General features: G+C 73.0%; 18 protein-coding genes and 2 pseudogenes. 4 read left to right on the top strand and 16 right to left on the bottom strand.

Going from position 1 to position 23155, the window contains the following annotated elements; genetic code table 11:
- Nucleotides 1–22: 22 nt before the first annotated feature.
- From EAO76_RS02145 to EAO76_RS02110, 8 genes are all read right to left on the bottom strand, one after another.
- A complete protein-coding gene (locus EAO76_RS02145; RefSeq protein ID WP_148832726.1) occupies nt 23–1063 on the bottom strand; it encodes an HAD family hydrolase in 1041 nt (346 codons plus the stop codon).
- Nucleotides 1060–2211: an acyl-CoA dehydrogenase family protein gene (locus EAO76_RS02140; protein WP_148832724.1), complete on the bottom strand. Its 1152-nt coding sequence runs from the start codon at nt 2209–2211 to the stop codon at nt 1060–1062. Before EAO76_RS02140 ends, EAO76_RS02145 begins: the two co-directional genes overlap by 4 nt.
- A 19-nt stretch (nt 2212–2230) precedes the next feature.
- Complete coding sequence (locus tag EAO76_RS02135) at nt 2231–2485, bottom strand: phosphopantetheine-binding protein (RefSeq protein WP_148832722.1); 255 nt, start codon at nt 2483–2485, stop codon at nt 2231–2233.
- A 72-nt stretch (nt 2486–2557) separates the two neighbouring features.
- On the bottom strand, nt 2558–3409 hold the full coding sequence (locus EAO76_RS02130) for a 3-hydroxyacyl-CoA dehydrogenase family protein (RefSeq protein WP_148832720.1): 852 nt from the start codon (nt 3407–3409) through the stop codon (nt 2558–2560).
- A gap of 14 nt (nt 3410–3423) precedes the next feature.
- Entirely contained in the window at nt 3424–5892 is a 2469-nt protein-coding gene (locus tag EAO76_RS02125; RefSeq protein ID WP_148832718.1) for an FkbM family methyltransferase, read from the bottom strand.
- A gap of 199 nt (nt 5893–6091) precedes the next feature.
- A complete protein-coding gene (locus EAO76_RS02120; protein WP_148832715.1) occupies nt 6092–7048 on the bottom strand; it encodes an aromatase/cyclase in 957 nt (318 codons plus the stop codon).
- A 24-nt stretch (nt 7049–7072) separates the two neighbouring features.
- Complete coding sequence (locus tag EAO76_RS02115) at nt 7073–7855, bottom strand: SDR family NAD(P)-dependent oxidoreductase (RefSeq protein WP_376041908.1); 783 nt, start codon at nt 7853–7855, stop codon at nt 7073–7075.
- 2 nt (nt 7856–7857) lie between these two features.
- Nucleotides 7858–9603, bottom strand: a complete 1746-nt coding sequence (locus EAO76_RS02110) for an FAD-dependent oxidoreductase (RefSeq protein ID WP_148832714.1) — start codon at nt 9601–9603, stop codon at nt 7858–7860.
- Between the two features lie 96 nt (nt 9604–9699).
- On the opposite strand from EAO76_RS02110, the pseudogene EAO76_RS47460 reads away from it, so the two are divergent.
- A pseudogene (locus EAO76_RS47460) lies at nt 9700–9841 on the top strand (FAD-dependent oxidoreductase); the annotation flags it as partial.
- Between the two features lie 136 nt (nt 9842–9977).
- On the opposite strand, the pseudogene EAO76_RS02100 reads toward EAO76_RS47460, so the two are convergent.
- A pseudogene (locus EAO76_RS02100) lies at nt 9978–11510 on the bottom strand (class I adenylate-forming enzyme family protein); the annotation flags it as partial.
- Between the two features lie 152 nt (nt 11511–11662).
- Between EAO76_RS02100 and EAO76_RS02095 the strand changes: the two are divergent.
- The gene (locus EAO76_RS02095) at nt 11663–12148 is read left to right on the top strand and encodes a nuclear transport factor 2 family protein (RefSeq protein ID WP_262375233.1); all 486 of its coding nucleotides are present in this window, start codon (nt 11663–11665) and stop codon (nt 12146–12148) included.
- 126 nt (nt 12149–12274) lie between these two features.
- Complete coding sequence (locus EAO76_RS02090) at nt 12275–12733, top strand: nuclear transport factor 2 family protein (protein WP_148832712.1); 459 nt, start codon at nt 12275–12277, stop codon at nt 12731–12733.
- A 26-nt stretch (nt 12734–12759) separates the two neighbouring features.
- Here EAO76_RS02090 and EAO76_RS02085 read toward each other — a convergent pair whose 3' ends face one another.
- The 7 genes from EAO76_RS02085 to EAO76_RS02055 form a co-directional block, all read right to left on the bottom strand.
- Nucleotides 12760–13668, bottom strand: coding sequence for an MBL fold metallo-hydrolase (locus EAO76_RS02085; RefSeq protein ID WP_148832709.1), 909 nt, complete (start codon nt 13666–13668; stop codon nt 12760–12762).
- Between the two features lie 32 nt (nt 13669–13700).
- A complete protein-coding gene (locus EAO76_RS02080) occupies nt 13701–13964 on the bottom strand; it encodes an acyl carrier protein (protein WP_148832707.1) in 264 nt (87 codons plus the stop codon).
- Between the two features lie 122 nt (nt 13965–14086).
- On the bottom strand, nt 14087–15343 hold the full coding sequence (locus EAO76_RS02075) for a ketosynthase chain-length factor (protein ID WP_148832705.1): 1257 nt from the start codon (nt 15341–15343) through the stop codon (nt 14087–14089).
- Entirely contained in the window at nt 15340–16605 is a 1266-nt protein-coding gene (locus tag EAO76_RS02070) for a beta-ketoacyl synthase (RefSeq protein ID WP_148832703.1), read from the bottom strand. Before EAO76_RS02070 ends, EAO76_RS02075 begins: the two co-directional genes overlap by 4 nt.
- Before the next feature lie 43 nt (nt 16606–16648).
- Nucleotides 16649–17410 (bottom strand): thioesterase II family protein, encoded by a 762-nt coding sequence (locus tag EAO76_RS02065; protein WP_148832702.1) that lies wholly within the window; start codon nt 17408–17410, stop codon nt 16649–16651.
- A gap of 29 nt (nt 17411–17439) precedes the next feature.
- A complete protein-coding gene (locus EAO76_RS02060; RefSeq protein ID WP_148832700.1) occupies nt 17440–18261 on the bottom strand; it encodes an AfsR/SARP family transcriptional regulator in 822 nt (273 codons plus the stop codon).
- A gap of 171 nt (nt 18262–18432) precedes the next feature.
- The gene (locus EAO76_RS02055; RefSeq protein ID WP_148832728.1) at nt 18433–21723 is read right to left on the bottom strand and encodes a right-handed parallel beta-helix repeat-containing protein; all 3291 of its coding nucleotides are present in this window, start codon (nt 21721–21723) and stop codon (nt 18433–18435) included.
- Between the two features lie 167 nt (nt 21724–21890).
- On the opposite strand from EAO76_RS02055, the gene EAO76_RS02050 reads away from it, so the two are divergent.
- A complete protein-coding gene (locus EAO76_RS02050) occupies nt 21891–23153 on the top strand; it encodes a S8 family serine peptidase (RefSeq protein ID WP_148832698.1) in 1263 nt (420 codons plus the stop codon).
- The last annotated feature ends 2 nt before the right edge of the window (nt 23154–23155 follow it).

Raw genomic sequence — 23155 nt, 5'->3', positions numbered from 1 at the left:
GGGGCGTGGCCTCCGGGGTGGGTCAGTGCTCGACCGTGACGTCCATGTACGGCGGGAAGCCCTGGATGTGGGTGCCGTCGTGTTCGAGGACGGACACGTCGCCGTTCCTGCCGACCTCGCGGAAGCCGGAGAACTTGTAGGTGACGAACATGGTCCGGTTGCGGCTGGTGGGCACGAACTCGGCGCGCAGTGCGACGCCGGCGTCGTGGGCGCTGCGGATCAGGTGGTTGAGCAGTACGGAGCCGACGCCGCGGGACATGACGCGGCAGGACATCAGCAGCAGCTTCACGGTCCAGGCGTCCTCGCCGCGTTCGACGAGGGCGAGGCCGATCTTGCCGTAGGTGCCGTAGGTGTCCTCCAGTCCGGCCACGAGGAGGTCGTGGTCGGGCGAGCGGCGGAAGGCGTCCAGCTCCTCGTAGGAGTAGGTGTAGCCGGTGGCGTTGAGCTGGTTGGTGCGTACGGTCAGTTCCTCGGCGCGCTGGAGGTCGCGTTCCTGGGCGGGCGCGATGGTGAAGCGCATGCCGAGCGAGGCGAGGAAGTCCTCGTCGGTGCCCCGGTGGGCCTGCTCGGCGTCCTTGCGCCGGATGTCGGCCCGGTAGAGGTGGCGGCGCTCGCGGGAGTCGGCGGTGACGAACCGGGGCCGCATCGCGGGCAGTTCGGGGATGCCGGGGGCGTCGAGGGCGTCGATGCACAGCACCTGCGGGTGGGCGAAGCCGACCTCGTCGCGTTCGAAGGGCTGGTCGTCGACGAAGGCCAGGGTGTCGATGCCGATGTTGATGGCCTCGGCGACCGCCTCGACGGAGTCCGACTTGTTGCCCCAGTGGATCTGCGGGTGGAGGAAGTACTCGGCGATGCCGAACTCCGCCAGCTTCGCCATGGCCGCGTCGTGGTCGTTGCGGCTGGCGATCGAGTGGAGGATGCCGCGCTCGTCGAGGGTGCGGATCACCTCCACGACGGCGGGGCGCAGGGTGACGTCGCCGTCCTCCAGCAGCACCCCGTCCCACACCGTGTTGTCGAGGTCCCACACCACGCACTTGACGGTCGTCACGGTGGTCGTCGTCATCGGTCACTCCTCGGTCCGCGTTCCTGGAACGCGTACTCGGCGAGCCCCACCTGGTGGAGCTGTGCGCTGCCCTCGATGATCTCCATGACCCTGGAGTCGCCGAGGAGGCGCTGGACGGGGTATTCGGAGCTGCAGCCGTTGGCGCCGTGGATCTGGACGGCGTCCCCCGCGGCGCGGCCGGCGGCGGTGGCGGCGAAGTACTTGGCCGTGGAGGTCGCGGCCAGGGCGCCGGGGTGGCGTTCGTCGCGCAGCCGACCGGCCTCCAGACACAGCAGCCGGGCGGCGTGCGCGTCCGTGTACATGTTGCTGATCATGCTTCTGACGAGCTGGTGCTCCTTGATGAGGGAGCCGAACTGCTCGCGGGTCGCGGCGTAGTCGACGCTCGCCTCCAGGCAGGCGTCGAGGATGCCGACGCAGCCCCAGCCGACGGTGTAGCGGCCGAGGTCGAGGGCGGCACCGACCACGTGGGAGACCCCGAGTCCGGGCCTGGCCAGGACGTTGTCCGCCGGTACGCGGCAGTTCGCGAAGCGCACGTGGGACGTCATCGAGGCCCGGATGCCGATCATGTCCTCGATCAGCTCGGTCCGCAGTCCGGGGGTGTCCCGTTCGACGAGCAGGGCCGTGGGGCCCTCCGGGGAGCGGCCGACGACCAGGAACAGGTCGGCGCTCTCGCCGTACGTGATCCATTTCTTGTGGCCGTCGACCACCCAGTCGTCGCCGTCGCGGACGAGCCGGGTGGTGACTCCCGAGGCGTCGCTGCCCGCGCCCGGTTCGGACACGGCGAGCGCGCCGATGCGTTCGCCGCGGGCCAGCCGGGGCAGCCAGGTCTCCTTCTGGGAGCGGCTGCCCCAGCGGGCGATCGCGTGCGCCACCATCGTGTGGACGGTGAGCAGGCTGCGGAGCGAGGAGCAGGCCCGGCCGAGTTCACCGGCGAGCAGGCCGAGGGTGACCGCGTCGCAGCCGCCGCCGCCGTACTCCTCGGCGACGGGGAGCCCGAGCAGGCCCTCGTCGGCGAGGAGCCCGATGGCCTCGGGCGGGGTGCGCTGGGTCCGGTGGTACGCGTCCGCGTGCGGGGCGATGTGCCGGTCGGCGAAGGCCCGGAATTCCTTCTGGGCCTGTGCCTGCCGGTCGGTGAGCGCTCCGGTCATCGTCGTGTCCGCTCCCGTCCTACTGGGGGACCGGGACGGACAGCTTGCGGGTGACGAACGCGTCGAGCGCGCCGATGGAGCGGAAGTACTCCAGCTCCAGGTCCTCGTTCTCGACGGTGATGCCGAACTCGTGCTCGACGAAGGAGACCAGCTGCATCGCGAACATCGAGCTGACGAAGCCGAGTTCGAAGATGTCGTCGTCGTCCTTCAGGTCCTGGACCGGGAAGAACCGGGAGAGGTACTCCGCGATCCGGGTCCTGTTGTCCGTGCTCATCTCTTCATCCGTCCTGTTGTCGTGGGGTGCGGCGCCGGGTGGGTGGCCCGGTCGGGGCCACCCGGGCGGTTGTCAGTGGTACTTGTGGAATCCCTCGCCGCTCTTCCGCCCCAGCAGGCCGGCGGCGACCATCTTCTTGAGCAGCGGGGCGGGCCGGTACTTGCTGTCGTTGAAGCTCTCGTAGAGCACCTCGACGGACTTGAGGATGGTGTCGAGGCCGATCAGGTCGGCGGTCTCCAGCGGGCCCATCCGGTGGTCGAAGCAGGTCTGGAAGATCCGGTCGACGTCGGCCGCGGGGGCCACGCCGTCCTGGACCAGGAAGGCCGCCTCGTTGATGGTGAGCATGAGGACCCGGTTGGAGACGAAGCCGGGGACGTCCTCGACGACGATGCACTCCTTGCCCATGCCGGCGAGGAAGCGGCGGGCGGTCTCGATGGTCTCCGGCGTGGTGTGGTGGCCGCGGATCACCTCGACCATCGGCTTCATCGGCACCGGGTTCATGAAGTGCATGCCGATGACGCGTTCGGGGCGGGTGGTCACCGAGCCGACGCGGGTGATGGAGATCGCCGAGGTGTTGACGGCGAAGACCACGTCGGGGCGGACGATGCGGTCGATCCGCTCGTACACCTGCTGCTTGATGCCCCAGTCCTCGGTGACGTTCTCGACGACGAAGTCGGCCTTGGCCAGCAGTTCGTAGTCGGTGGTGAAATCGATCTTCTCGAAGACCGCCGCCGGGTCGACGCCCGAGCCCTTGTTGAACAGGGCGTAGGCGCGCAGGCTGTTGCGCAGTTCGCGGCGCGCGTTGTCGAGGACCTCCTCCGAGACGTCGACGAGCACCACCCGGTGGCCGGTCTGTGCGAGGTTCTGCGCGACACCGACGCCCATGACGCCCGCGCCGACGACTCCTGCTGTCGTGAATTCCATGTCCTACGACTCCGTTAGCGTGCGCCGCGTACGGCGTAGATGTTGTGGATGTCCGTGCCGACGTACAGTTCGTCCTGCTCGGCCCTGACCGTGAAGCCGCGGCTCTCCAGCAGTTCGACCAGGCGGCCGACCTCGCCGTCCGCGTCGTGCGCCTCCAGCACCATCTGCTGGATCTTCGGCCAGTCCTCGTCGGCGATGCCGTCGATGACCTGCCGCTCGCTCTTCTGCACGTCGATCTTGATCAGGTCGATGCGCTCGATGCCCTGTTCGCGGATGACGGCGCTGAGCGGGCGCAGCGTGGCGGTGAACTCGATCGCCTCGAAGCGGACGTCGAGCAGCTCGTCGCCGGAGACCAGCTCGGCGACCTCGGCGTCGGCCTCGGTCTTCTGCTGGTTGGCGATGATCGTGCGCAGGTTGTGCTTCTCCTCCTCCTCGTCCGGGTGGAACGAGGACATGCCGGAGCTGCGCGGGTAGAAGGTGAAGTCCGCCTGCGCCTCGGCGTCGGAGATCCCGATGTTGAAGAGCTTGGCGTCGACGCCGTGCTCGGCGACGTTCTGGCCGAGCAGCTCGAACATCGGGGGCGCGGGCTCGAAGGTGAAGACCCGTACGTCCTTCGCCTCGTAGTGCGCGAAGAGGGTGAACAGACCGATGTTGCCGCCGACGTCGACGACGGTGGCGCCGTCCGGGATGGAGATGCCGTTCTTGGCGTACGTGCGGTGGTCGAAGATGTCCTCGTAGAAGTGGCGGGTCTCCGCCTCGTTCTGGTGGGACACCGTCAGGCCGTTCGGCAGGGTGAAGCGGGCCCGGGAGTTGCCGGTGTGCGAGGAGCCCTCCCGGGTCGCGGTCAGCTCGCCGCCGGCCCGCAGGGTGTCGATCGCTGCGGCCATCCGGGTCAGGGTGGCCCACTCGTAGACCTGGCGCAGCGACAGGTCGGTGCCGAAGGCCCGCTTGATGCGCAGGATCAGCCGGGTGGCGAGCAGCGAGTTGCCGCCGATCTCGAAGAAGCTGATGTCGCGCGGCAGCCGGTCGGTCTTCAGCAGCCTGGCCCACAGGCCGTGCAGTTCCTGCTCGGTGGGGGTGGCGGGGTGTTCGTCGTCGGTCAGGGCGGCCGTCGCGGCGCCGTCGGCCACGATGTCCAGCTCGGAGGCGGGGAAGCCGGTCCAGTCGATGTCGGCGCCCGCGAGCCAGAGCCGGCCCAGTGCCTTGAGGGCCACGGCCGAGTCGGAGCGGCTCTCCAGGGGGTGGCGCATGGAGGCGACGACGGTGCCGGCGGCGCTGCCGCGGACCACGGTGGCCATGCTGCTGAGGGTCTGGCCGGGGCCGGTCTCCAGCAGCAGGTCGGCGGCGGCGAGGGCGGTCAGCCCGTCGGCGAAGCGGACCGGGCTGACCAGGTGGCGCGCCCAGTAGCCGGGGTCGGTGGCCTCCGCGTCGGTGATGGGGCGGCCGGTGACGTTGGAGACGTACGGGATGCGGGGTGGGGTCAGGGTGAAGGTCCGCGCCAGCTCGGTCACCTGCTCGGCGATGGGCTCCATCATCGAGGAGTGGAAGGCGTGCGTGGACTGCACCCGGCGGTGGACGACGCCCTGCCGGCCGAGGTCCTGCTCCAGCGCCTCGACGTCGGCGACCGGTCCGGCCACCACGCAGAACTCGGGGCCGTTGACGGCGGAGAGCGAGAGGTTGGTGCCGAGCAGCGGGCGGACCCGCTCCTCGGGGAGCATCACGGCGAGCATGGCGCCCTGCGGCAGCGCGTCGATGAGCGCGGCGCGGCGGGCCACCAGGGTCAGCGCGTCCGGCAGGGACAGCACCCCGGCGAGGGTGGCCGCGACGTACTCGCCGAGGCTGTAGCCGATCATGATCGAGGGCCGGGCGCCCCAGGACTCCCAGAGCCTGGCCAGGGCGTACTCGATGACGAAGAGGGCCGGCTGGGCGAGGCGGGTGGCGTTGAGCCGGCGCTCGTTCCCGCTCTGCGGGGTCGTGCCGCGGCCGAGCATGCGGCGCAGGTCGACGGCCGGGGCGGTGCGCTCCTCGGGCGTCGGGTCGGGGAAGACGACCTCGCGGATGTCCAGGCCCAGTTCGGGGGCGAGCGCGTCGGCGCAGTCGTCGACGGCGGTCCGGAACACCGGGAAGTCGCGGTACAGGTCGCGGCCCATGTCCAGGTAGTGGTCGCCGAGCCCGGGGAACATGAAGGCGACGGATGCCGCGGCCCCGGCGGGCGCGCCCGCGCCCAGCTCCGTGGCCGCTCCGTCGCCGGCCAGGACCGCGCCGCGGTGTCCGTCCCCGGCGCTGCCGAGGGTGCGGATGCGCACGGGTACGTCCTCACGGGCGGGGGACTCGGCGAGACGGGCCTTGAGCCCGGCGAGTCCGGCGTCGAGGGAAGTGCCGTCGGCACCGGCGACCAGGGCGAGGTGCCACAGCACCGGCCCGTCGGACGGCCGTGCCGTCCGGTCGTGTGTCTCCCCGGCTGTGATGGTGTTGGAGCTCATGCCTCTCCTAGAGGTTTGCGGCCGGCCGGAAAAGGGTCGAGCGCCCACTGCTGCCGCCCCGTTCCCCTCCGAGGAAGTCCGTCGGAGCAACTTTCACGGCGACGGCTAGAGCGGGGCCGGAGCAGCGGTGGACGCTCCACCGTGCCGGGCATTCGGTGTCGTTTCGGTACGAAGGTGTCGGCGCCGGGAGGGGCGCGGGTCACAGGACGCGGATCGCGGACTCCGCGTGGCGTTTGGCCAGGTTCAGGGTGGCCGTGGAGTTGCGGCCGAGGGCCTCGCGGACGTAGCGGCGGGCCCGTGCGAGATCGGCGCCCTCGCCCAGTACGCGTTCGACGGCCTCCTCGCGCAGCACCACGTTGTGCTGGGAGATGACGGTCACGCCGGACTCGTCGGGCAGCACCGACCATTCGCCGGTGTGCGCCTCCATCAGCGCGGGGGTGCGGGTCTGCTTGTAGACGATGCGGCCCGCGTGCGGGAAACAGATCCGCACCGACTCCGTGGTGTGGGTCGCGCCGTCCGCGGTGCGGGTGTCCATCGCCATGACCTGGACACCGGGGGCGTCCTCGGTCAGGTCGAGGCGGGCGACGTGCGGCACCAGTTCGGGCCAGTCGCCGACCCGGTACAGGAAGTCGTAGACCAGCTCGGCCGGGCCCTTGACCCGGACCGCGTCCTCGAAGGACAGCACGAGTTCGTCGAGCCGGGTCCAGCGCTCCGCCAGGTGCTTCAACTGCGCCAGTTCGGCGGTCGAGTTGGTGTCGACCGCCCGTTGCGTCCAGGACACGTCCCCGGGCCGGTCGTCGATGACCGTGAAGTCGTGCAGCAGGGTCAGCAGGCTCGTCCCGCCGGGCCGCTCCCGCACGGTCCAGGACCCGTTCATCGACTCGACCGGGGCCTGCGGGTGCTGCTGGCGGAAGTCGATCCGCCGGGCCTCCGGGTCCTGCACGCGCCGTGAGAGCCACGACCGCACCTGCCCGTTGGCCACCGCCCACATCCGCAGCCGTTCGTCCCGGCCGTCGAACTCCAGCCGCTCGACGTGCACGTTCGGCGGGAAGAACAGCGGCCACTGGACCGCGTTCGAGATCATTCCGTAGACGACCCCCGCCGGGGCGGCCACCTCGACCGAATGCGTCGTACGGTGTACACGCTCACCGGACACCACAGATCACCTTCCTCATGGTTTTCAGAAATTGCCCAGTCCGCCGCAGACGTTGAGCGCCTGTGCGGTGATCGAGGCGGCGGACTCGGAGACGAGGTAGCCGACCAGTCCGGCGACCTCCTGCGGGGTCGAGTAGCGGCCGAGCGGGATCTTCGCCTCGAACTGCTCCTGCACGTAGTCCTCGGTGGTGTCCCAGGCCGCCGCGTACCCCTGGCGCACCCGTTGGGCCATCGGGGTCTCGACGTAGCCGGGGCAGACCGCGTTGACCGTGACGCCCGACGGGGCCAGCTCCCGGCCCAGTGCCTTGGTGAAGCCGACGACGCCGTGCTTGGAGGCGCTGTACGGGGCGCCGAGCAGCACGCCCTGCTTGCCGGCCGTCGAGGCGATGTTGATGATCCGCCCGCGGGCGTTGCCGGTCAGGCCGCCGTTCTTCAGCACCTCGCGCGTCATCAGGAACACACTGTTGAGGTTGGTGTCGATGACGTCGTACCAGAGCTCGTCGGCGATGTCGGCGGTGACGCCGCCACCGCTGCGTCCGGCGTTGTTGACCAGTACGTCGATGGGTCCGTACGTCTCGACGGCGGCGTGCACGAGCGCGGCCACGGACTCCCGGGAGCGGACGTCGGCGGCCTGTCCGGCCGCCTCCAGGCCCTCGTCCCGGAGGTCCTCGACGGTCTGCTTGACGTCCTGCTCGGTGCGGGCGCACAGGAACACGCGGTACCCGGACCGGCCGAGCCGGCGGGCCACCGCCAGTCCTATGCCGCTGGTGGCCCCGGTGATCAGGGCGACGGGGTGGTTGTCGGTCACGGTCAGTGCTCCTTCAGCCGTGGGGCGGGGGCCGGGAGTACGAGTCCCGGTTCGGTCCTGGCCGCGTCGGCGAGCGGCGCGGCGGGGCGCAGCGGGGCGAGCGCCCGGCCCAGGGCGTCCCTGGTCAGTACGGTGGCGCGGGCGGCGGTGTAGCCGTCGGGGCGGGCCAGCAGCCAGCCGCCGGGGGCCAGGCCGAGCGCCGCGCGCAGCCGTCCGTCCGGGTCGGCGAGCGGGGCGGGTCCGTCCGGTCCGGTGCCGCCGACGGTGCGCACCGACAGCCATTCGGAGTACTGGGCGGCGGCCGTGATGGCCACGCCCACCGGGACGTCGCCGGGGCCGGTGCCGCCCGCGGCGAGCAGCAACGACCAGCGGGGGTCGCGCAGTTCGGCGCGCAGCGCGGCGAAGGCCGGGTCGTCGGGGTCGTGGACCGCGGCCCGGGTGACGCGTTCGCCGGGGGCGGGCGCGGGGGTCGGTTCGGTGCCGGCGGCGACGGCGGCGTTGGACAGCGCGGCGGTGCCGGGGACGTGCCGGAAGGTGTCGACGGTGGTCAGGGAGGACCCGCCGTAGTCGATGCGCAGCCCGGACATGCCGCCGAGCACCTTGCGCTGGATGGCCCGGCGCAGCGGGGGCACCTTCCGCACCACGGAGAAGACCACGGGCAGCGCCAGCGGGGCGAGCGTGTTCTTCAGCTGGACGAGGAAGGTGGCGGTGCGGGTGGAGCCGAGCAGGGCCCGGCCGATGGGCATCCGTTCCTCGCCGTAGGTGTCGAGGAGTTCCCGGCCGGCGTGGCCCTGCTGGACCATGGCCAGCTTCCAGGCGAGGTTGTACGCCTCCTGGATGCCGGTGTTCATGCCCTGCCCGGAGGCGGGGCTGTGCACGTGGGCGGCGTCCCCGGCAACGAGGACGCGGCCCTCGCGCATCCGTTCCACCATGCGCTGCTGGAAGGTGAAGACCGAGGTCCAGTCGCTCTCGCCGACCCGGACCGGGCGGCCGAGCCCGGCCGACAGCTTCTCGCCCAGCCGCTCCTCGACGGCGCGCGGGTCGGTGTCCCGCCGGGCGGGTGTGGTGTCCAGCAGTCGCCAGTACCCCTCGCGGGCGTAGGGCACCATCATCAGTGCCTGTCCGCCGGTGTGGGTCCAGTAGATGGTGTCGGGCGGCAGGTCCATGTCGACCGGTACGTCGGCGAGCATCCAGGTCTCGCCGGCTCCGCCGACCAGTTCCAGGCCGAGCAGTTTGCGCACGGTGCTGTGGCCGCCGTCGCATCCCACCAGCCAGGACGCCTCGATGTGCTCCTCGGTGCCGTCCGCCTTCTCCAGGGTGGCCCGTACGGTGTCCGCGTCCTGCCGGAAGCCGGTGAGCCGCACTCCCCACTCGATCTCGACGCCCAGCCGGGCGACGGCGGCGCGCAGCACCGCCTCCGTCTCGGTCTGGCCGATGACGAGGGTGTACGGGTAGGAGGTCGGCATCGTGGCGTAGTCGGCCTCCAGCCGCACCAGCCGGCGTCCCTCGGCGTACATGGTGAAGGCGCGGTTCTTCCGGCCGCGACCGAGCATGTTCTCGACGACGCCCATCTGGTCGTACGTCTCCAGGGTGCGCGGATGCGTGGCCACGGCCCGGCTGGTGCGGGCGGGGCCGCGGGCGGCGTCGACGAGCCGCACCCGCAGGCCGCGGCGGGCCAGTTCGTGGGCGGCGGTCAGCCCGACGGGGCCGGCGCCCGCGACGAGCACATCGGGTCGGTCGGTGCTCATGCGTCCTCCGTGAGTGGTCAGGCGGCCCGGAAGGGCCGCCTGACCACTCACGGAGGACGCATGAGCACCGACCGACCCGATGCTCACGGAGGACGCATGAGCACCGACCGACCCGATGTGCTCGTCGCGGGCGCCGGCCCCGTCGGGCTGACCGCCGCCCACGAACTGGCCCGCCGCGGCCTGCGGGTGCGGCTCGTCGACGCCGCCCGCGGCCCCGCCCGCACCAGCCGGGCCGCAGGTGCCGTCGTCCGGGCTGCCGGTGCCGTCGTCCGGGCCGCAGGTGCGGTCGTCCGGGCTGCTGGTGCCGTCGTCCGGGCGGCTGCCCGGTTCTTCAACTGCTGTCGCAGGGCACGTCGTTCGGGTTTTCCGGTGGGGGTCCGGGGCACCGCTTCCAGCACCTCGGCCAGGCGGATGCGTTCGAAGTCCGCGAGCCGTTCGTTGGCCCGTGCGGTGATCGCGTCGAGGATGCCGGCGGGGGTCGCGGGGTGTTCCCCGTCCGGTCCGGGTTCCGGGGCGTCGCGCAGCACGACGCCGGCCCAGACGAGGCCGCCGTGCACGTCGTCGGGCCAGTCGGCGACGATGCAGTCGGCGACCCTCGGGTCCTCGCCGATGACCTGCTCGACGCGGCTCGGCGAGACGATCTCGTTGTCGTGCTTGAAGATGTCGGAGAGCCGGTCGACCAGGCGCAGCGAGCCGTCCTCGTCGAGGTAGCCGACGTCCCCGGTGGAGAACCAGCCGTCCTCGTCGATCCGGGACGGGTGGCTGTCGTCGAGGTAACCGGCCATCAACTGCGGTCCTCTGACCTGGACTTCACCGGTGGACCAGATCTCGACCGGGGTGCGGGAGTCCACGTCGACGAGGCGGCACTCGGTGCCGGGGACGGGCTCGCCGACCTCGCCCGGCCGGTAGCGGTCGGGCCGCTGACAGTGGGTGAGCGGAGAGAGTTCGGCCATGCCGTAGCCCTGGATGACGGGGACGCCGAGCCGGTCGCGCAGGGTGCGCGCCGCCCCGGGCCGTAGTCCGGAGCCGCCGGAGAGCACGGCCGTGAGCCGGCTGCCGGCGGGGGCGGGCCGGGCGGCGGCGAGGCGTTCGTCGGCGGCGAGGCGGTGCAGCCGGGCGGGCAGCCCGTAGTAGTGGGTGGCACCGGCCGCGGCGGCCGCGGCGAGCGAGGCGAACGGGTCCGGGTCCCGGCACAGGACCTGGCAGGCCCCCGCGTACACCGCCGAGTTGAGGTGCATGACGTGGTAAAGCGGCAGGTGGTTGAGGGCGACCGAGGCACAGTCCAGGCGGTGGGCCAGGGCGGTCTGCTTCGCGTTGGCGACCAGATTGCGGTGGGTGAGCAGGACGCCCTTGGGGCGGCCGGTGGTGCCGGTGGTGAACTGGACGCAGGCGATCGACGCCGGGTCGGACGGGCCCCCGCCGGGGGTGTCCGGTGCCGTCTCCAGGGCCGGGTGCAGCGGCACCGCGTCACCGGGCGTCACCCCGTCCGGGGCGTCGGTCACCACGATCGTGCGGAGCCGGGGCAGCGCGCCGCGCAGCTTGGTGAGCAGTTCGGCCGTGGCCGCGGGGACGAACACCACTTCCACCCCGGCGGTGGCCAGGACGTGCCGCAGCCCCTCCTCCCCGACCAGCGGGTTGACCAGGACGGCGGTGGCACCGCTGCGGATCGTGCCGTAGTAGGTGGCGGCGAAGACCGGGTCGAGGACGTTGGCGACGCCGGTGCGCACCCCGCGCCGGTTCCCGTTCTCCCGCCGCAGCCAGGCGGCGACGCGGTCGGTCAGCGCGTCCAGCTCGCCGAACCCGATGTCCGTGTCCGCGGTCCGTACGGCGATGCCGTCGGGGTCGCGCACGGCCGCCCGGCGCAGCAGGGCGTCCAGCGGAAGGTCCGGAAAGGCGAGGTTCGGCATGGCTCGTTCTCCTCCGGCTGGTCGGTGCGCGGCTGCCGTTCGGCACCCGGCGGGCGCTTACACGTTCGGCCGGAGCGCTTGAGGAATCTTCGAAGAGCGCTCGATCTGCGCCGCAGAGAGTGTCCGCATCCGATGGAACGGAGGAGGGTCACATGACCACCGAGATGCTCAGCCGCACCGAAACCGCCTTCGCGGTGCCCGACGGGGTGCGTGCCCCCGAGGAGGACTTCGGCGTCCTGTACGCCCGGGTCCAGCAGTTCTACGCGCACCAGATGCAGCTCTTCGACTCGCACGAGGCCGAGCGCTGGGCGGGAACCTTCACGGAAGACGCCGTCTTCGACGTGCCGACCCTGGACGAGCCGGTGCGCGGACGGGCCGCCCTGGCGGCGAACGTGCGGCGCAACGAGGCCCAGCAGGCGCGCAGCGGGGAGCGGTTCCGGCACTGGATCGGGATGCTCGACCTGAGTCCGCAGCCGGACGGGACGCTGCGCACCCGCTGCTACGCGCTGGTGTACGTGACGCCCGACCGGGGCGTGTCGGCGGTGCACCGGGTGTGCGTCATGGAGGACGTGCTCGTCCGCTCGCGCGGCAAGTGGCGCACCCGTCACCGCGTCGTGACCCGTGACGACCTCGGCTGAGAGCCCGTCGGGTGGTTTCCGGCCGGGCGGTCACGCCCGGCACGCACCCCGCTCGACCGGCTCCCCGCAGGAGAACACCCGCATCGGCCGCAGCGGCCGGGCGACCGGAGGACCAGGAGGCACAGGATGACGACGTATGCGACCGAGCCGCGGCTCGGCACCGACCGGACCGCGCTCTACGTGGAGGTGCAGCAGTTCTACGCCCGGCAGGTCCGGCTGCTCGACGACCTGCGGGCGGAGGAGTTCGCCGCGACGTTCACCGCCGACGGGGTGTTCGCGCCGTCGCCCGGCATCCCGCCGGCGCGGGGCCGCGAGGCCATCGCGGCGGAGCTGCGCGCCGCGCACGTACGCCGGTTCGGCACCGAGCCGGTGCGGCGCCGGCACTGGTACAACATGCTGAGCGTGGACCCGGGGCCGGACGACAGCCTGATCACGCACTACTACACACTGGTGATGGTCAGCCGCCCCTGGGACCCGGTACCGGTCGTCTCGCCGAGCAGCGTGGTGGAGGACGTGCTGGTGTACGAGGGCGGGGAGCTGCGCACGCGCGAGCGCCGCGTCACCCCCGACCACCAGTCCTTCTGAGGGACGGGGCCGGTTCGGTCCGGCCGTCAGGCGTGGCAGGCCGGTGTCCCGCCGTGGTGCTCGGACATCTCGCGGAACAGCGCGGGGATGTCCAGCGGATCGCCGGGCGCCGCGCCGCGCTCCTCCGCGTAGGCGCGGTGCAGGTTGGGCACCAGCCGCTCGGCGTCCAGCAGACCGGCGTACGGTCCGGGTCCCGCCTCGCGGGCGACCTGGAGCGGGGTGAGTCCGGCGGCCAGCCCTTCCCGGGCGAGCCGCTGGAGGCGCAGCAGGTATCCCTCGTTGTCGTCGAACAGCTCGGGTCCGCCCACCGGTCCGTGGCCCGGCACGACGGTACGGGCGCCGAGGGCGCGCAGGGTCCGCAGCGCCTCCAGGGAGCCGGAGACCGAGCCCATCGGGCAGAACGGGGTGGCGCCCGACATGACCAGGTCGCCGGTGAACACCACCTTCTGCTCCTGCAGCCACACGACGGTGTCGCCGGTGGTGTGCGCGGTCCCCGGGTGGATCAGTTCGGCCCGCAGCGGGCCGACGTGCACGGTCATGCGGTCGCGGTACGTGACCTGCGGGGGCACGACCTCCAGGTCGCCCCAGCACACGTCGGGCCAGAGTCCGGCCATGTGCAGCCCGGCCGCCTCGATGTCGGCGCGCGCCCGTTCGTGGCCGATGACGACGGCCTCGGGGAAGACGAAGTTGCCGAAGGTGTGGTCGCCGTGGAAGTGGGTGTTGACCAGCAGGCGCGGCGGGGCGCCCGCCACCCGCAGCACCTGCGCGCGCAGCCGCCGGGCCCGTGCCTCGGTGGCGACGGTGTCGACGAGGAGCGGGCCCCCGGTGCCGTCGCCGACGAGCAGTCCGGCGTTGTTCAGACACCAGCCGCCGTCGGGCTGGACGTAGCCGAGGACGCCGTCGGCGATCTCGGTGAGTCCGGGGGTCGATGACATGGTCGGCTCCTCGACGAATTCGTGACAGTACGTCAGGCGGCGGCCCGTGCGGACAGGGCACGGTTGACCAGGTCGAGGTACTGGCGCGGGGTCTCCGCGTCCTCCAGCACCTCCTCGTCCAGCATCACCTCGTAGTCGCGTTCGATGATGCCGGTGACCTGCAGCAGGGCGAGCGAGTCGTAGCCCAGGTCGAGGAAGAGGGTGTCGAGGACGTCGCCGTCCAGGTCGACGCCCTCGCCCTCGCCCGCGCAGGTGCGCAGCAGGACGGTCAGTTCGGTGAGCTCCAGCCGGTCCACAGAAGTGCCTTTCTCCTCGGTCGTGGGTCGGTGTGCGACCCGGTCGGGGGGCGGTGCGCGGTGCGGGCGCGGATCGGTGCGCGGGTGGTACGCGGGTCGGTCGGTGGCCGCCCGACCGGTTCTCAGCGTGCGGCGCGCACCACGGTGGCCGCGTTGAACCCGCCGCGGCCGCGGGCCAGTACCAGTGCGGTCCGCAGTTCGGCCCGGCGCGGCGCGCCGATCACCAGGTCGACGGGGCAGTCCTCGGCGGGTCGCGCGGTGCCGGTCGTCGGCGGGATCACCTGGTCGCGCAGGGCGAGCAGGGCGGCCGCCAGATCGAGGGCGGAACCCCCCGCCGAGAGCCGGCCGGTCATCGACTTGGGCGCGGTGACCGGCACCCCGTACGGTCCGAACAGCTCGGTCAGCGCCCGGGCCTCGGCCCGGTCGGCGTCCCGTTCGCCCGCCGCGTCGGCGAACACCACGTCGACCTCGCCGGGGGTGATCCCGGCGTCCGCCAGGGCCAGTTCGGCGGCGGCCCGCAGCCGGGGCTCCCCGGTGCCGGGCGCCGGGTCGAACGTGGCGGCGCAGCCCGCGACCGTGCCGTGGACCGCGGCGCCGCGGCTGCGGGCGGCGTCCCCGTCCTCCAGGACGAACAGCGCACCGCCCTCGCCGACGACATGGCCCGACGCGTGGGCGTCGAACGGCAGGTAGGCCCGGTCCGGGTCGTCGCCCGTGCTCAGTCCGCCGCCGGCCAGATACGCCGTCCAGCCCCAGGGGCACAGCGCCGAGTCGACGCCGCCGGTGACCACGGCCCGGACGCCCTTGCGCAGTTGGCGGCGGGCCTGGGCGACGGCGTCGAGGCCGCCCGCCTGCTCGGAGACGACGACCCCGCTGGGGCCGCGCAGTTTGTGCCGGATGGAGATCTGGCCGGAGTTCGCGGCGTAGAACCAGGCGAAGGACTGGTAGGCGCCGACGTGCCGGCTGCCCTTGCTCCACAGCGCCTGGAGCTCGTGCTGCCCGAACTCGAAGCCGCCGGTGGCGTTGGCGGTGACGACGCCGACCGCGTAGTCGGGCAGTCGTTCCGGGTCGAGGTCCGCGTCCTCCAGCGCCTGCGCGGCGGCGGCGAGCGAGAACCGGGTCACCCGGTCGGTCTGCGGGAGCAGCCGGCTCGCCACGTGGTCCTCGTCGACGAACCCGGTGACCTCCCCGGCGAGCCGGGCGGGGTAGCCGGAGGCGTCGAAACGGGTGACGGGTCCGATGGCGTTCTCGCCGCGCAGCACGGCCGCCCACCACTGCTCCGTGCCGACGCCGCCGGGCGCCACGACACCGATGCCGGTGACGGCCGCCTCCACGCCGCGGACGCCGATCAGCCCCGCCTCCTCGGCGGCCACGGCGGTCATGCGGCCACCCCCGTGTACCGGTTGGTCAGCACCATCGCGCTCTGGAAGCCGCCGAAGCCGCTGCCGACGCTGAGCACCGTGTCGGTGCGCTGCCGACGGGCGACGAGCGGGGTGTAGTCGAGGTCGCAGGCGGGGTCCTGGTCGTGCAGGTTGGCCGTCGGCGGCACGGTGTCGTGCTCGATGGCCAGGGCGCTGGCGGCGATCTCCAGGGAGCCGATCGCGCCCAGCGAGTGGCCGATCATCGACTTGATGGAGCTGACCGGCACCCGGTGGGCGTGCTCGCCCAGGCTGCGCTTGAACGCCGCCGTCTCGTGCTTGTCGTTCTGCTTGGTGCCCGATCCGTGGGCGTTGATGTAGTCGACGGCCGTGGCGTCCAGGCGTGCCTCGTCCAGGGCGACCCTGATCGCCTCGGCCATCTCGCCGCCGTCCGGGCGCAGCCCCGTCATGTGGTACGCGTTGGAGCGGCTCGCGAAGCCCGCGATCTCCGCGTACACATGGGCGCCGCGCCGCAGCGCGTGCCCGTGCTCCTCCAGGACGAGCACCGCGCTGCCCTCGCCGAGCACGAAGCCGTTGCGGGTGCGGTCGAAGGGGCGGGAGGCGGTCTCCGGCTCGTCGTTGCGCGCGGACGTGGCACGGATCGCGTCGAAGGACGCCAGGGTGATCGGGGTGACCGGGGCCTCCGAGGCGCCCGCCACCATCACGTCGGCGCTGCCCTCGCGGATGAGTTCGGCGGCGTGGCCGAGCGAGTCCAGGCCGGAGGTGCAGCCGGTGGAGACGACCGCGACGGGCCCCTGCGCGCCGATGTCGCGCGCCACCTCGACGGCCAGGGAGCTGGGCACGAGGTAGTCGGCGAGCCGTTCCTCGGCCCTGGTGTGATCCAGGAGCCAGTGGCCGCCGCGCTCGCTGACGTGCGCGTAGCTCTCGTCGAGCCCGGTGCTGCACCCGACGGCGCTGCCCAGGGTGACCCCGGTGCGCTCCGCGCCGTCGGCCGGGGTCAGGCCGCTGTCGGCGACCGCCTCGCGGGCGGCGACCAGCGCGAACTGGGCCGCGCGATCCAGTCGGCGGGCCTCCTGCGGACCGAAGCCGTGCCCGGCCGGGTCGAAGTCGACCTCGGCCGCGATCTGCGAACGGAACGAGGAGGCGTCGAAGAGAGTGATGCGGCGGGTCGCGGTGCGGCCCTCCGTCAGCAGTGACCAGAACGCCCTGGTGCCCACCCCGCCGGGTGCGACCACCCCTATCCCGGTGATGACGACGCGTCTCATCGGCTGTCCCTCATGGTGTGTGTCCTCCTGTGGTGGGCGGCGGTCAGCCGCGGGCCGCGACTGCGGCGGGGGCCGGTGCGGTGCGCCGTACGACACGGCAGGCCCGCCCGAGCAGGCGCGGCAGCTCGCGTCCGCGTACGAAGAAGTGGTCGCCGGGCACGGTCCGGGTCACCACCCGTCCCGTGGTCCAGCGCCGCCAGCCCGCCATCACGTCCGGCTGGGCCAGCGGGTCGTCCGCCCCGGCGACGACCAGCAGCGGCACGGACAGCGGTGCGCCCCCGACCGGTTCGCGGGCACCGGTCCGCAGGTCGTCGGCAAGTGTCAGGTCGTCGCGCAGCACCGGCAGCACGGCCCGGTGCCAGAACCCGCCGGGCTCGGCCCCCTCCGGGAGGGCGCCGACCTCGCCGAGCAGCTTCAGCAGGTGCTCGTCCGGTTCCCCGGCGGAGTCCGAGAGTTCGGACGCGGAGTCGGGCGGCGGACAGGCCCCGACGGCCAGCAGCGCGGGGCCGGGCAGCCCGGCCTCGTGCAGGGCCCGGGTGACGGTGTAGGCGATCATCGCGCCGAGGCTGTGCCCGTACAGCACGTACGGGACGTCCGGGGCCGGGGCGAAGGTGCCCATCACATCGGCCAGCAGTGCCTCGCGCCCGGTGATCCGGGGCTCGCGGCGCCTGGCCTCGCGCCCCGGCAGCAGCCTGGGCACCGGCTCGACGCCGGGGCCCAGGTCGCGGGGCCAGCCGTAGAAGGACGAGACGCCTGCTCCGGCGTGTGCGAAACAGTGGAGCCGTACGGGCTGTTCGTCGGGCATCTGCTGTGCCTCCCTCGTGGGCGGGTTCGTCAGGCCGCGTACAGATCGAAGGTGGAGCCGCGGCGCGGTCCGCAGATGACGTCCAGCGCCGGGTCGACGGTGAGCATCGCCTGGTGCAGCCGCTGGATCTGCGGCGAGGGCTCCACGCCCAGCTCCTCGATGAGCCGGGTCCGCAGCCTGCGGTAGACGTCCAGCGCGGTGGCCTGGCGCCCGGAGCGGTACAGCGCCACCATCGCCTGCGAGTGCAGCCCCTCGTGCTGGGGGTGACGGGCGATCAGATCGGTGAGTTCCGCGAGGAGTTCGCTGTGCCGGCCGAGCCGGAGGTCGGCGTCGATGCGCCGTTCGACGGTCACCAGCCGGCTCTCCTCCAGCCGCAGTACCTCGATCTCCAGGATCGAGCCGACCCGTACGTCCACGAGTGCCGTTCCCTGCCACATCGCGAGCGCCTCGCGATACAGCTTCCCGGCCCGTACGTCCTCGCCCTCGTCGAAGGCGCTCTGCCCCGCGGCCACCAGCCGCTCGTAGCGGTGCACGTCCACGGACTCCGGCGGGATCTGCAGCAGATAGCCGCCGTGCCGGGTGGCCAGCACCTCCTTGGCGGTGCCGGGTGCGTCGGGCCCCATCGCGGTGCCCAGCCTGCGACGCAGCTGCAGGATGTACGTCTGCAGCGTGGTCATGGCGCTCTGGGGCAGGTTGGTGCCCCAGATCTCCTCCATGAGCGTGGGCACGGGCATGACCCGGCCCGGATAGAAGGAGAGCAGCGCCAGGATCTGGCGCGGCTTTCCCGCGGTCGGAACGATCGACACTCCGTTGACGTCGGCACTCAGTGGACCCAGAACCTGAATCTCCACGATTTCCTCCCCGCTTGCCCGGTCGATTCCCCCGAGCTCGAAGCCGTCGGCGTTCCGCACGCTAGCCCCGTTCGCCCCGCACGCCCCCGTACCTCGACCTGGGTTCGAGCGGCCTTCCAACGGGACACGGGCGGGACCTCCGGTTCGCGGGCGCGCCGGCCGGCCCCGCCGTCAGCGGTCGGAGAGGTCCTCGGGGAGCAGGAGCCGCAGGTCGTCCATGCTGGGGACGGGGACCGCGCTCAGCCGTCCCGCCTGCCGGGTCATCATCCGTTCCAGGGTCTGCCGTGCGAGCCGCGCGTTGCCGAAGCCCGCGCCCCTGGGGATGGTGTCGAAGTGTTCCCGCAGGGCGTTCGCCGTGCCCGGCGCGCACTCGTAGCCGTTCTCGGCCGCGTGCCTGCGGACGATCGTGACCAGTTCGTCCGAGGAGTAGTCGGGGAACGCGATGTGCCGGGGGAAGCGCGAGGCCAGGCCGGGGTTGGAGCCCAGGAAGCGGTTCATCTCGTCGGTGTAGCCGGCGACGATCACGACCACCTCGTCCCGGTGGTCCTCCATCAGCTTCAGCAGGGTGTCCACCGCCTCCTGCCCGAAGTCCGCGGCCCCGGCCGAGCGGGGGGTCAGGGTGTACGCCTCGTCGATGAACAGGACGCCGCCCAGGGCCCGTTCGAAGGCCTCCCGGGTCAGTTGCGCCGTGTGTCCGACCCAGCGGCCCACCAGGTCCGCGCGCGAGACCTCGACGAGCTGGCCGCGCGGCAGCACGCCCAGGGAGGCCAGCAGTTCGCCGTAGAGCCGGGCCACCGTCGTCTTGCCGGTGCCGGGCGGGCCCGCGAAGACCAGGTGGTTGCCGATCCGGGGCGCGGGCAGTCCGGCCTCCTTCCTGCGCCGTGCGGTGGCGAGCAGGTTGACCAGGTCGCCCACCTCGCGCTTGACGTCCGCGAGGCCCACCAGGGACTCCAGCCGCAGCAGCGGGGCATCGTCCTGTTCGCCGTCCGGCGTGCCGCCCTCCGGGAGGCCCACGTCCGGTGCGGTCAGCAGGGCCAGGTCCCGTTCCCCGGCCTCCGGCAGGGCGGCCAGGCGGGACGCCTGCCGGTCCACCATCTCCTCGAAGACCTTGCGGGCGGTGCGGCCGTTGCCGAAGCCCGCGTCACGGGGGATCCGGTCGAAGCGGGTGCGCAGCGCGGTGCGGGCCGCCGGGTCCAGTTCGTAGTGGTGGCCGGTGCACATCCGCTCCACGATCGTGACCAGTTCGTCCGAGGTGTAGTCGGTGAACTCGACGCTGCGGGTGAAGCGGGAGGCGAGTCCCGGGTTGGACGCCAGGAACTCCGTCATCTCCTTCGGGTATCCGGCCGCCACCACCACCACGTCGTCGCGGTGGTCCTCCATCAGCTTGACCAGGGTGTCGATCGCCTCGCGCCCGAAGTCGGCGCCGCCCCCGCCGCCGTCGGAGAGCAGGGTGTACGCCTCGTCGACGAACAGGACCCCGCCGAGCGCCTTGTTGAAGGTCTCGGTGGTCTTGATGGCCGTCCCGCCGATGATCTGCGCGACCAGGTCGGCGCGCGACACCTCCACCAGGTGCCCGGAGCGCAGGACGCCCAGCGACGCGAGGATGGAGCCGTAGAGCCGGGCGACGGTGGTCTTTCCGGTGCCGGGCGGGCCGGCGAAGACCAGGTGCCGGCTCATCGGCGGCGCGGGCATGCCGATGCTGGCCCGGCGCTGTGCCATCCGGTTGAGGTTGATCAGGGTCAGGACCTGCTGTTTGACCTCGTCGAGGCCGATCAGCGACTCCAGTTCGGCCACCGGGCCGGAGCCCTCACGGGAGTCGGCCGCCACCGGGACCGTGCCGCCGGGCAGCCGCCCGCCGTCCGTCGCGTCCCGCTCGCTGCCCCAGGCGTCGGGGGAGCCGTTGTCCGTGCTGGTCAGCCCCTCGACGGCGAGCCGGTCGCCGGGCACCACCTGGCGCACCCCGCTGCCCCGGTTGCCGCGCACGGTGCAGCCGATCAGCGCCACCGCGTCGGTGCCCTCCACCCGGATGCCGTCGGCGCCCGAACCGGTCGCCTCGCAGCTGTTGAGGGAGGCCCGCGCGCCCGCGGCCACCAGCACGCCGTGCTCGCCGGAGTCCGTCACCGTCGCACGCACGGCGGCCAGTTCGCCCTCGGCCTCGATGTGCACGCCCGCGCCGCCGGACTTCTCGATCCCGGTGTCGCGCAGGGTGAGCGTGCCGAGCGCGCCGATGCCGACGCCGGCCTCGGCGGAACCGCTCAGCCGGCCCTTGCCGAGGTACAGGTTGCCGTGGCCGGAGACGTGCACCGCCGAGCGGCCCGACGCCTCGACGACGCTCTCCTCCAGGCGGCCCCGGCCGTCCTTGACGACCTCCACACCGTGCCCGCCGGACCCGGTGACGGAGGAGCGCCGCAGCAGCGGGTTGGCTCCGCTGCGGATCACGATGCCGGACCCGCCGCAGCCCTGGACCCGGAGCCGGTCGAACTCGGCGGCCGAGTCCTCGTCGAGCAGCACCCCGATGCCCTTGGCGTCCCGGACGACGGTGTTCGTCAGGACCGGCGAGGAGAAGCCGGTGACCCGTACGGCGGGTTCCCCGGCGGTGGTGAACGCGCACTCGTCGAACACGCCGCGGCTGCGCTCGGTGACCAGCAGGCCGTGCCCCTCCGTGCGGTCGGTGCGGCAGCGGGACAGCGTCGCCGAACCGCCCGCGCCCAGTACGAATCCGTGCCCGGTGGTGTCGCTGACGAGGACGTCCTCCAGGACGACCGGTCCGGAGCTGTTCACGAACACCCCGACGGCGGCCTTGTGGATCGTGCCGCGCACCATCCTGACCGAGCTGTCCTCCTCGGCGGCGACGCCCGGTTTGCCGGCGGACGATATCTCGCAGTCCTCCAGCAGGACGTGCGCCTGCCCGTTGGCGAGCACCCCGTTGCCGTGGGTGTCCCGCAGCCGGCCGGCGCGTACGGTGATGCGGCCCCGCTCGCCGGCCACCACGGCGGAGGTCCCGAGGTGTTCGACGACGCAGTCCTCCAGGAAGCTCTCGGCCCCGGAGGTGGACACCACGCCGGCGCCCGCGGGGTTGCTGATCCGGCACTGACGCAGCGCCAGGGCTCCCTCGTCGCGGGCGAAGAGCGCCGACCAGGACGAGCCGTGGACGTCGCACCGGTCCATCGCGAGCTGTCCGCGCGGCGCGTCGACCACCGGCAGTTCGTCGTCGTGCCCGCGCAGCACCAGGTCCCGGACCATCACGGCGTCCCCGGTGAGGGTCAGCGCCGTCCCGCGCCGGGGCGCCAGCTCCACCGTGCCCCGCCCCTCCTCGGCGGTCAGGGTGATCGCGGCCGAGATCGTCAGGCGCTCCTCGTACCGGCCCGGGGCGATGCTGACGACGGCGCCGGGACGGGCCCGGACGACGGCCTCCCCGATGGTGCGGTGGTCGCCCGTCCCGTCGGCGGCGACGGTGAGCATCTGGCGTGACACGTTCTTACCTCCCGGCCCCGGCGCCGTGGGTACGGGGCGGGGACACGCGGCATGTGCGGCATGGGAAACTACTGCGCTCATCATGCCTGTTGTCGCAGGTCGCCCGCCATGGTGGTCGGTGTTCCAAAGCCCGTCGGGATCGCTACGATCGGCCCATGCGATCTTCGAGGCCCCCGGTGTCCCATGCCCTCGGACCGGTGGCACTGGCCGCCCTGCTCCTGCTGTCCCCCGCCGCGGCTCCGGCCGTCGCGGCGGAGGGGGCGGACAGCCCCTCGTTGCCGGGGGTGCCCGCCACGCTCGCCGACGGCCGTCCCTGTACTCCGGGCTCCGCCAAGAAGTCGGCCCGACTCCCGTGGGCGCAGAGCTTCCTGGGGATCGACCGGGCCTGGGAGCTCAGCCGGGGCACGGGGGTGAAGGTCGCCGTCATCAGCACCGGGGCGGATCTGCGGCGGGTGCCGGCCCTGAAGGGCGGAATCACCGGCGGGCAGGACGTGATGGCGGGCGGCACCGTGCGGGACGACTGCGTCGGTTACGGCACGTTCCTCGCCGGCGTCGTGGCGGGCAGGCCGCAGCCGGGCACGAAGGCGGCCGGGGTCGCCCCCGGGGCCGAGGTGGTCGCGGTGCGGGCCACCGACCGGTCCGGCACCACGACGCCCGAGAAGCTGGCCGGGGCGATACGCGCGGCGACGAAGTCCGGGGCCCGGATCATCCAGGTGGCGCTGAGCGTCCCCTCGGCGCCGAAGGCACTGAAGGACGCCGTGGGCGCCGCGCAGCGGGCCGGGGCCCTGGTGGTGGCGCCCGCGTCGGCGCGGGAGTGGGAGAGCCGCGCCTCCGAGGCGGTGAGCGGTCCCGCCTATCCCGCGGCACTGCCCGGGGTGCTCGCCGTGTCCTCGGTGGGGCCGGGCGGGGAGGTCCCCGAGGAGCCGGGCGGTGCGAAGGGGCGGCGCACGCGGCCCGTGCTGAGTGCTCCGGGCGAGTCGGTGACGGGGCCGGGGCCGGGCGGCGCCGGGCAGTTCGTCGGGCGGGGCGACGCGGTGGCCGGGGCCTTCGTGTCCGGGGCCGCGGCCCTGGTCCTCTCCTACCATCCCCGGCTGAGCGCCGACCAGTTGGCGCACCGGCTGAAGAGCACCGCGTACGGGGCGGCGGGCGACGCGCCGGGGATCGTGGACCCGGTGCGGGCGCTGTCGGCCGTACTGCCCGAGGAGCACGAGCGGGCCGCGACCGGGCCGGAGGACGCCGCGGCGGCGGTCGTGCCGCCGCCCGACTCGCCGCAGGCGCGCGACCGCGCCCTGGCCGTGGCCGCCTCGGCGGGCGCGGTGGCCCTGCTGGTGGCCTTCCTGGCGGTGGTCCTGCCCAGGGGACGCCGCCGGGGCTGGCGCCCGGCCCCGCCCCACCGCTTCGGCACCGACCGCCCCTGACC

It is taken from the genome of Streptomyces sp. sk2.1 (assembly GCF_008120935.1).
GTDB lineage: Bacteria > Actinomycetota > Actinomycetes > Streptomycetales > Streptomycetaceae > Streptomyces.
The sequence above is the reverse complement of the archived record's forward strand: the minus strand, read 5'-3'. Positions and strand labels throughout refer to the sequence as shown.

What these genes read in the sequence shown, in the direction of transcription:
- EAO76_RS02135 (WP_148832722.1), bottom strand. Translation starts at nt 2,485, where the DNA reads ATGAGCACGGACAACAGGACCCGGATCGCGGAGTACCTCTCCCGGTTC.
- EAO76_RS02075 (WP_148832705.1), bottom strand. Translation starts at nt 15,343, where the DNA reads ATGACCGCCGTGGCCGCCGAGGAGGCGGGGCTGATCGGCGTCCGCGGC.
- EAO76_RS02125 (WP_148832718.1), bottom strand. Translation starts at nt 5,892, where the DNA reads ATGAGCTCCAACACCATCACAGCCGGGGAGACACACGACCGGACGGCA.
- EAO76_RS02085 (WP_148832709.1), bottom strand. Translation starts at nt 13,668, where the DNA reads ATGTCATCGACCCCCGGACTCACCGAGATCGCCGACGGCGTCCTCGGC.
- EAO76_RS02130 (WP_148832720.1), bottom strand. Translation starts at nt 3,409, where the DNA reads ATGGAATTCACGACAGCAGGAGTCGTCGGCGCGGGCGTCATGGGCGTC.
- EAO76_RS02055 (WP_148832728.1), bottom strand. Translation starts at nt 21,723, where the DNA reads ATGCTCACCGTCGCCGCCGACGGGACGGGCGACCACCGCACCATCGGG.
- EAO76_RS02095 (WP_262375233.1), top strand. Translation starts at nt 11,663, where the DNA reads ATGACCACCGAGATGCTCAGCCGCACCGAAACCGCCTTCGCGGTGCCC.
- EAO76_RS02050 (WP_148832698.1), top strand. Translation starts at nt 21,891, where the DNA reads ATGCGATCTTCGAGGCCCCCGGTGTCCCATGCCCTCGGACCGGTGGCA.
- EAO76_RS02140 (WP_148832724.1), bottom strand. Translation starts at nt 2,211, where the DNA reads ATGACCGGAGCGCTCACCGACCGGCAGGCACAGGCCCAGAAGGAATTC.
- EAO76_RS02090 (WP_148832712.1), top strand. Translation starts at nt 12,275, where the DNA reads ATGACGACGTATGCGACCGAGCCGCGGCTCGGCACCGACCGGACCGCG.
- EAO76_RS02070 (WP_148832703.1), bottom strand. Translation starts at nt 16,605, where the DNA reads ATGAGACGCGTCGTCATCACCGGGATAGGGGTGGTCGCACCCGGCGGG.
- EAO76_RS02110 (WP_148832714.1), bottom strand. Translation starts at nt 9,603, where the DNA reads ATGAGCACCGACCGACCCGATGTGCTCGTCGCGGGCGCCGGCCCCGTC.
- EAO76_RS02065 (WP_148832702.1), bottom strand. Translation starts at nt 17,410, where the DNA reads ATGCCCGACGAACAGCCCGTACGGCTCCACTGTTTCGCACACGCCGGA.
- EAO76_RS02145 (WP_148832726.1), bottom strand. Translation starts at nt 1,063, where the DNA reads ATGACGACGACCACCGTGACGACCGTCAAGTGCGTGGTGTGGGACCTC.